This is a genomic window from Flaviramulus basaltis, assembly GCF_900114265.1.
In the GTDB taxonomy this organism is placed as follows: Bacteria; Bacteroidota; Bacteroidia; order Flavobacteriales; family Flavobacteriaceae; genus Flaviramulus; species Flaviramulus basaltis.
The window spans coordinates 1-6,853 of sequence record NZ_FPKV01000011.1; the positions used below are offsets into that span (position 1 = coordinate 1).

General features: G+C 29.7%; 7 protein-coding genes. All 7 read right to left on the bottom strand.

All coding sequences use genetic code 11. The annotated features are described in order from the left end of the window. Nucleotides 1-296: 296 nt before the first annotated feature. Nucleotides 297-794 carry a nuclear transport factor 2-like protein gene (locus tag BT151_RS18005; RefSeq protein WP_072403759.1) on the bottom strand — a complete coding sequence of 166 codons (498 nt, stop codon included), beginning with the start codon at nt 792-794 and terminating at the stop codon, nt 297-299. A 578-nt stretch (nt 795-1,372) separates the two neighbouring features. Further along, a complete protein-coding gene (locus tag BT151_RS18010) occupies nt 1,373-1,906 on the bottom strand; it encodes a hypothetical protein (protein ID WP_072403760.1) in 534 nt (177 codons plus the stop codon). Between the two features lie 152 nt (nt 1,907-2,058). After that, nucleotides 2,059-3,183 carry a hypothetical protein gene (locus BT151_RS18015; RefSeq protein ID WP_072403761.1) on the bottom strand — a complete coding sequence of 375 codons (1,125 nt, stop codon included), beginning with the start codon at nt 3,181-3,183 and terminating at the stop codon, nt 2,059-2,061. Between the two features lie 18 nt (nt 3,184-3,201). Continuing rightward, nucleotides 3,202-4,437, bottom strand: a complete 1,236-nt coding sequence (locus BT151_RS18020; RefSeq protein ID WP_072403762.1) for a hypothetical protein — start codon at nt 4,435-4,437, stop codon at nt 3,202-3,204. Between the two features lie 165 nt (nt 4,438-4,602). Next, the gene (locus tag BT151_RS18025) at nt 4,603-5,295 is read right to left on the bottom strand and encodes a hypothetical protein (RefSeq protein ID WP_072403763.1); all 693 of its coding nucleotides are present in this window, start codon (nt 5,293-5,295) and stop codon (nt 4,603-4,605) included. Between the two features lie 387 nt (nt 5,296-5,682). Continuing rightward, entirely contained in the window at nt 5,683-5,868 is a 186-nt protein-coding gene (locus BT151_RS18695; protein WP_072403764.1) for a hypothetical protein, read from the bottom strand. A 161-nt stretch (nt 5,869-6,029) separates the two neighbouring features. Further along, nucleotides 6,030-6,737 (bottom strand): thioredoxin domain-containing protein, encoded by a 708-nt coding sequence (locus BT151_RS18035; RefSeq protein ID WP_084648027.1) that lies wholly within the window; start codon nt 6,735-6,737, stop codon nt 6,030-6,032. Nucleotides 6,738-6,853 lie beyond the last annotated feature (116 nt).

The following is a 6,853-nucleotide window of genomic DNA, read 5'->3' on the forward strand; positions in this document are numbered from 1 at the left end:
TATTCCGGTAATCTTTTTAGTGTTTTTATTGTAAAATGTGCCCATAATTATATTTTTTTTAATGTTTGGAGTGCGTTCATCAATGAATGGCAACGTGTTTGTATATGGTTTGTTGCGTGGTTAAGCACGTAATTTAGCAAATAAAAACCGAATAGAAAATCCGCGAGGATTTTCGTAAGTAGGCTAGAACTAGCAATAAATTATATACGGTGTTCTACACAGTTTTTCTCTATTCAGTTTTATTGTCAATTTCGAAATTATACTATTTGCTTTCGAACTCGTCGTCTTTTCATTGATTATTCTCCATAAGCCAATGCGTCACTGTAATATGCGAATTCATTTATTATTTTTCCGTTTTCATCAAAACTGTTGATGAAATGTATCGGCATTAATATTTCTTTTTGGTCGGATTGACGGATTAAATGAAATACCCACCAAGAAAACACTTCGCCATTGCCCTTATCAAATTCCAAATAAAGAGAAGGACGCTTCATTTCCATACTTACAATCTTAAAACGCTGATGAAATAATTTTCTATATTTCTCTGCTTGTTCTTTTGTGAAAATAGTCCCGGGCTCATCATTTACGCTTGCAAATGTGGCGTCATCTCTATAATAACCAAAAGCGGTATCGAAGTCATTTTGCTCCATCGCTTTTATCACTTTATATTCGGTATCGATGTTTTTGTGAGTATTGTGAATAGTGCCATTGGTTTGACTGGTTTCTTTTTGGCCAAATGCGGTTGTGATACATACAAAAGTGAGTACTAGTAATAAGTTTGTTTTGGTTTTCATTTTATTTAAGTTTTAGTTTGATCTTTTTTTCGATTAATTTATTTCAAATTGTGTAGAACGGTAAATGTATGGAAAGTTGCGAGGTTTGTGTGCGAGGATTTTCCGCAGGAAAATCAGAAGCTAACAAACAGAGCAACAACCATTGGTTTAGGCTAAAACTAGCAATTTTTTATACATAATGTTAGCAAACGTACATTTTTTTTACGCTATGATTTGCCGAAATAAAAATCCGATAAGCGTTTGAGTGGTTTATTTTTCAATTTATCAGTCAGAAATTTTACGTGCTGAAGGTCAGTCGTAAGCAACAGTTGCGTTTTGCTTTGGTCAGAAATTGCGTTTTATAATGCCGTTTTACAATAAGGTTTTAAGATACTTTTTTTGAGTTTTCGTGCGTTTAGATTTGCCGGCGAGATTATGTTTGCTAACGGTCTCGGCTATGATTTCGTTGTGGACATTTCTGGCAGGAAACTGTCCGCCCGAAATCTTGCCTTAGCTTAAAAGTAAGGATTTCCGTTTAGGTAACCCTGCCACAATGAATTATAGCCAATGTTGTAACCAGTTTTTTATTAGTTGGTCGCTTACTTTGTATTGATTCTAAGGTACTGCAAATATATAATTGGGTCATTATTATGATTTAATATTCTAATTTCCAATGGAATACCTGTATATCCTTTTTTTTCAGAATCATAAGCAAGCTTACTTCCTTGAAGTATAATTTCAGCTATTGCTGATTCCCCACTATTTAGCGATTGTTCTGGTATTTTATAATAAAAATATGTGCTAAGTGGATTAGGGGCTTTAAGCAATCTTATTTTATTTTTTGAGTCATTGGTTATTTGAATATTTATTTTGCAACTTTTACCTTTTGAAAACTCTTTTAGATTAATATGATTGTGTAATATTTTAGAATAATAAGAATTAATTTTTTCTTCGGCTGTTGATTTGTCATTTTTATATTTGGAATGTATATATCTTTCATATATTACATCTATTGCCTCGTTATAGGATTCGCTTATTTTTTCAGAACCAGATATGGATAATTTATATGTCTGTTGAGACCATGTTAGTGCAGTATAAAAAACAAATGTCAATGTTAAAAAATTTCTTTTCATATTTTCGGATTTAAAATTGGTTACAGTGTTTTTTGTGTAAGATTAGTTACGTGTTTATGCACGATAATTTTCAGAAGGAACATCAGATATAGGAAAAACGCAACTGTCTTTATTTTGTAAATGAATCATAATTATTATAAGGTGTTGTATGTCTATTCTCTTATCCCTAACTCCTTTTTTCTTTTACTAATTTCTTTTAAAAGTCTTTCTTCAAACTCTAAACATCTTCTTTTATCTAGAGTGTCGTCAAAATGGTCGTAATAAATGTATTTGGCTTTGTGCTCAAATTCGAGATATTCGGACTTTATATATTCAAATTGCTCTTTAGTCCTCGACTTATTTATACGTTTTAGTATTTCATTTTCATTTAATATTAAAAGCTCTAAATGTTGTTTTTTAAACAACGTAATTGTTTTTTCAAAAAATTCAATACCGAGACCGTAATCAATGTAGGTTTTGAAAAACTTTGAAGATTCTGCATCTATTATCTTTAAATCGGAATATTCTGAATATTTTTTATTTTTTTGACTTTGATAGATTGGTTCAATTTCTCGGTTTGCAAGAAGGCTTTGTCTATCCCATATTAATTGGTGTAAATTGTTTTTTTGGGTTGAGTTTAATTTAGATACCAACGAAGCGTTTTTGCTTTTGAAATTTTCTAATTCTGCTAGCTTGAAAACATCGTTAAGTTCATTTAGAAGATTATCATAGTTTTGGTTTATTGAGTTGACTTTTCTTTTTTCAATTTCAGTTTCTAATATTTTGATAAGGGGTTCTATTTTAGAAGGAAAAAGAATGTTGAATTTTTTGTTGATTTGATTTAAATAATTATCTACATCAATTTTAGAAATATCCCCGTTTAAAATTTCTTTCTTCATAACAGTAAATTCTTCTATAAGTTTTCTTCCTTCAATTACAGTTTTTTTTAATTTATAATAGTTAAAAAAGGTACTGTTGAGAAATGATGATTCGGCTTGCCATGTTATCGTAGTTTCATTGTCGCATTTATTAAATCTTTTCCACATAGTTTGGGACATTATGTCTCCCACCATATCATAAGGTTTTTTAAAATACGGAATAAAATACTCATCAGAGAAGAGGTTAAATATAATTCTTTGTCTAAACTTAGAATTAGTTTTGTTATAATCAATATTTGGAAATTCTTCGGATACAACTCTTGTCCATCTCTCTAAAACATCACATTTTTGTGCTCTGACATTCTGTATTGAAAACAGGAGAAATAACGTAAGGGTTATTAATTTGAAATTGTAGTTCATCTTATAGACTTTAATATATTAATCAAAATAACATTCTTCACCTTTAGGTGGTTTGTTTAATTGTTGAATGGAAGATTTATTTTGAGATAATTGATAGAGGTTTTCTTGTAATTGATTTACTTCTTTGCAGTTACATCCTAATTTAGTTATTAACGATTCCATATCATTTAGTAATAAATCCCCATATTGATAATCGGTATATTGCTTACTGAAATAATCAGAAAACCGAACAGGAACATTTATGGAACCCCAATCTTCAACTCTTGAAACATGCTTAATTCCAGCTCCGTTTTCTTTTGTAACGGTATTGGTAAGTTTATAAGTCCTATAATCTACCAAATAGTTTTTGCAATGTTTAGAATATGTAAACAGGAAGGCAAGAACATATTCTTCAATAAAATTTTTCTTTTTTATTTTATTGAAATCACCTTGAAAAATATGTTTTAAAATGGTGGTTCTGGTTTCCATTGCAATTTCATTGGAAGTACTGCTGAAAATTCCTTTATCGGGATAAATCCAAATCCAAGATTTTTTCCAAAAATCATCATCATGATAAATAAAACCTTTCATAATTTGTTGAGGTTTAGCCGAAACAGTATTTGCTGATTTTATGTCTTTAGCAATTTGAGAACTATAAACTTTCCTTCCTTTTTCCAAGGCATGATTTACAGATATTGCAGCATCATAATGAATAGGATTATAAATAAATCGAACTTCACTGACGAGATTCCATTCTGAAGATTCATCTAAAGTCTCTCTTGTAACATAGATGCTACAGATTGGTATGTCACACTTCCAGAAATCTTCTGGATGAGAACCAAAAGCAAAATCCTTAACATATTCATAGATAATGATAAGTTTTGTTTCAGAATGATAGATTGGTTTTATTTCAGCAATTTTTTTTGCAAGGCTTTTGTATAAAACATTTTCTTCGTCATAATTTACAAATACTCCTACTTCTTCGACAATACCAATATAGTCTGTTTTGGAAGTTTTTGTTAAGTTTAAAACAGGAGTGTCTTTAGAAATGTTATTTATTGCTAAAACTCTAGGCCCCCTAGGTTCTTCAGCATAAAAGAAATCGGTTTTCTCATTAGAAGTTAAATACTTATGGTTGACAAAACCTCTATCTTTGATGTTTTTCTTAATATATTCTTCAGAAAAACGTTTTTCTTGACCAAAGGAAATGCTTGTAAATAGCTGTAATACTATTAAAAATACTAGAGCAGCATTTATTTTAAAGCTTTTTTTCATATGTTTAGTTTTAATTGGTTACAACGGTTTTGTATAAGAATAGTTGCGTGTTTGCGTGCGAGGAATTTCCGAAGGAAATTCAGAAGTAGCAAATACGCAACTACCATTATTTAAGCACAAAATAGCAATTATTTTTATACGTTGTTGGCAAACGTATTTTTATTTTCAATAGACTATTTCGGTAATTATTATTCTTTTTATGAAATAGTCGTTTAAATTAACTTTTGATTTAAGCATTCGGTCAGCAATAATTCTTGGGTCAATTGTTCCTGCTGTTTCTCGTATATCGAGATAATCAATTAGAAAATCCGATTTGTCTGATATTGAATTTAATGCTCTCGAATAACTACCAACATAATTTATATCAATCCAGTTTTTATGAGATTCAATTATTGAATCCTCATCGATTGGTTCTTTGTACCGAAAGGATGATTCCGATGTACTGTACTCAAATGTTCCATCTGGCATTAAATATTTCCTTTTGATTTTTAACATCGGAATACTGCTATTGCCTAAAGTCAGTTTTTCTGGGTCACGTTCAATCCAAATTGAATCTGGTACGCTGTAAATTTCTAATCTCAAATTACTTTTTTCAAGATATTCTCTACTACTTTCCGAGATTTTTTTCCAGTATTCAGTTTGTCCTTTTGATAATTCGGTCAGGAATTGTTTGTATGCTTTTTTAGTTTCTAAATTCGGATATTGTCTTTTGAGAAAATCAGACTCGAAATCGTTTACAAGATAAGTCAGAGTTTCACTGTTTTCTTTTCCCAAAACCTTTTCAAATTCCGCGGTTTCTTTTTCGTTTGAACAACTAAAAGTCAGAAGTAAAATTATAATTAGATTGATGAATTTCATTGTTCAGTCATATGTTTGCCAACGTTGAAGCTATGAGTAGTGCGGAGGCAAGGAAACCTTTTTGTTTCCGTCTACGCACGTAGCCAAAGCCTTTTGTTTGCGTTTTATTTTTTAATGTTTTAAATGCCAAATCAAACTGATTTGGCGACCTTATAAATATACACAAACCATTGAATTAAACACAAAGCCCGCATTACTTATAGCTATTGTTAGCAAATGGTTTTTCTTTTTTCCGATCTACTCCACAATCTTTCTTCTTTTATTTCCACACTGTTTTTCAAATCGGTTTACGTAAGAGTTGCGTTTGATTGAGAATTCGGTCTACACAAACTAGCTAAAGTACGTCTTCGTAAGAGTAAATTTTATACACTTCAACTCTTATATTACTTAAAAATTGAATTGTTCTTTGCAAATATGCTTTTTAGTTGAAATTTTTTCACCGTTTGCACCAATGGTATTTTCGATTTTATTTTCACATTCAACATGATCATTGGAAAAATGAATAAAAACTAAAATTAGAAACGTAGTTAAGCTAATTCCTAAAATGTATGTAATAATAGTTTTTCGTTTCATAATATTTATTTTTCAACTATTTGCTAACGTGATTGTGTAAGGAACGTTGCGTGTTTGTGTGCGAGGATTTTCCGGAGGAAAATCAGAAGCTAGCAAACAAAGCAGCGACCAAACGATTAAACTAAAATAAGCAATGTTTTTTACACGGTGTTAGCTGTAGTTTATTTCGTAATTATTTTATTTAAATTCATATCATCTATAAATTCATAGTAATCAAATAATTTTCCATTTTCATCAATTACAATTGTAGTTGGAAATCTTGTAATTGAAAATTTCTCTTGAAAATTCAAACTATTAGGAATTAATTCGAAATTTGAATCTGTTAAATCAAAACCTTGTTTTACATCTGATTCATTTGATGCAAAGAAAATAATAGCCTTGATTTTCTCACTTTTGTTTTTAATTTTATTAATCAAATTGTCAATTTGTTTAATTTCTTGTTTTTTAAACCTAAAACTATTTGCTTCTAATTCAAACCTTAAAATAACAATTTTTCCTCTCAGTTTATTTAATTCAATTTTTCTTTTATTAATCGTTTTTGCGATAAAATTTGGAAATAATTCTCCTTTAAGAATAGCATTTTTTCTATTATTTATTAAGCCATTATTCTGTTTGGATAAGTTCACTAAATATTTTTCTATTTCTCCATCAACTCCAATAATTTCTTCTAATTGGAGATTTGGGTTATTTTCAACCATCTTAATAAAATCTTTTTTCTTTATCTTTTCCCCTGTTTTTTTATTATAAATTTTTGAAAAGTCTATTTTTTCAACTCGAGAAGTTGTGAATTTTCTAGCTATTATTTTGTCTTGACCAAAAGTCATTAATACAGTGAAAAATAATATAGTAATCAGAATCTTCTTTTTCATATCAATGTTTTTATTACAGCTAACGGTTAATGTATGGAATGTTGCGTGTTTGTGTGCGAGGATTTTCCGCAGGAAAATCAGAAGCTAACAAACAGAGCAACAACCATTGGTTTAGG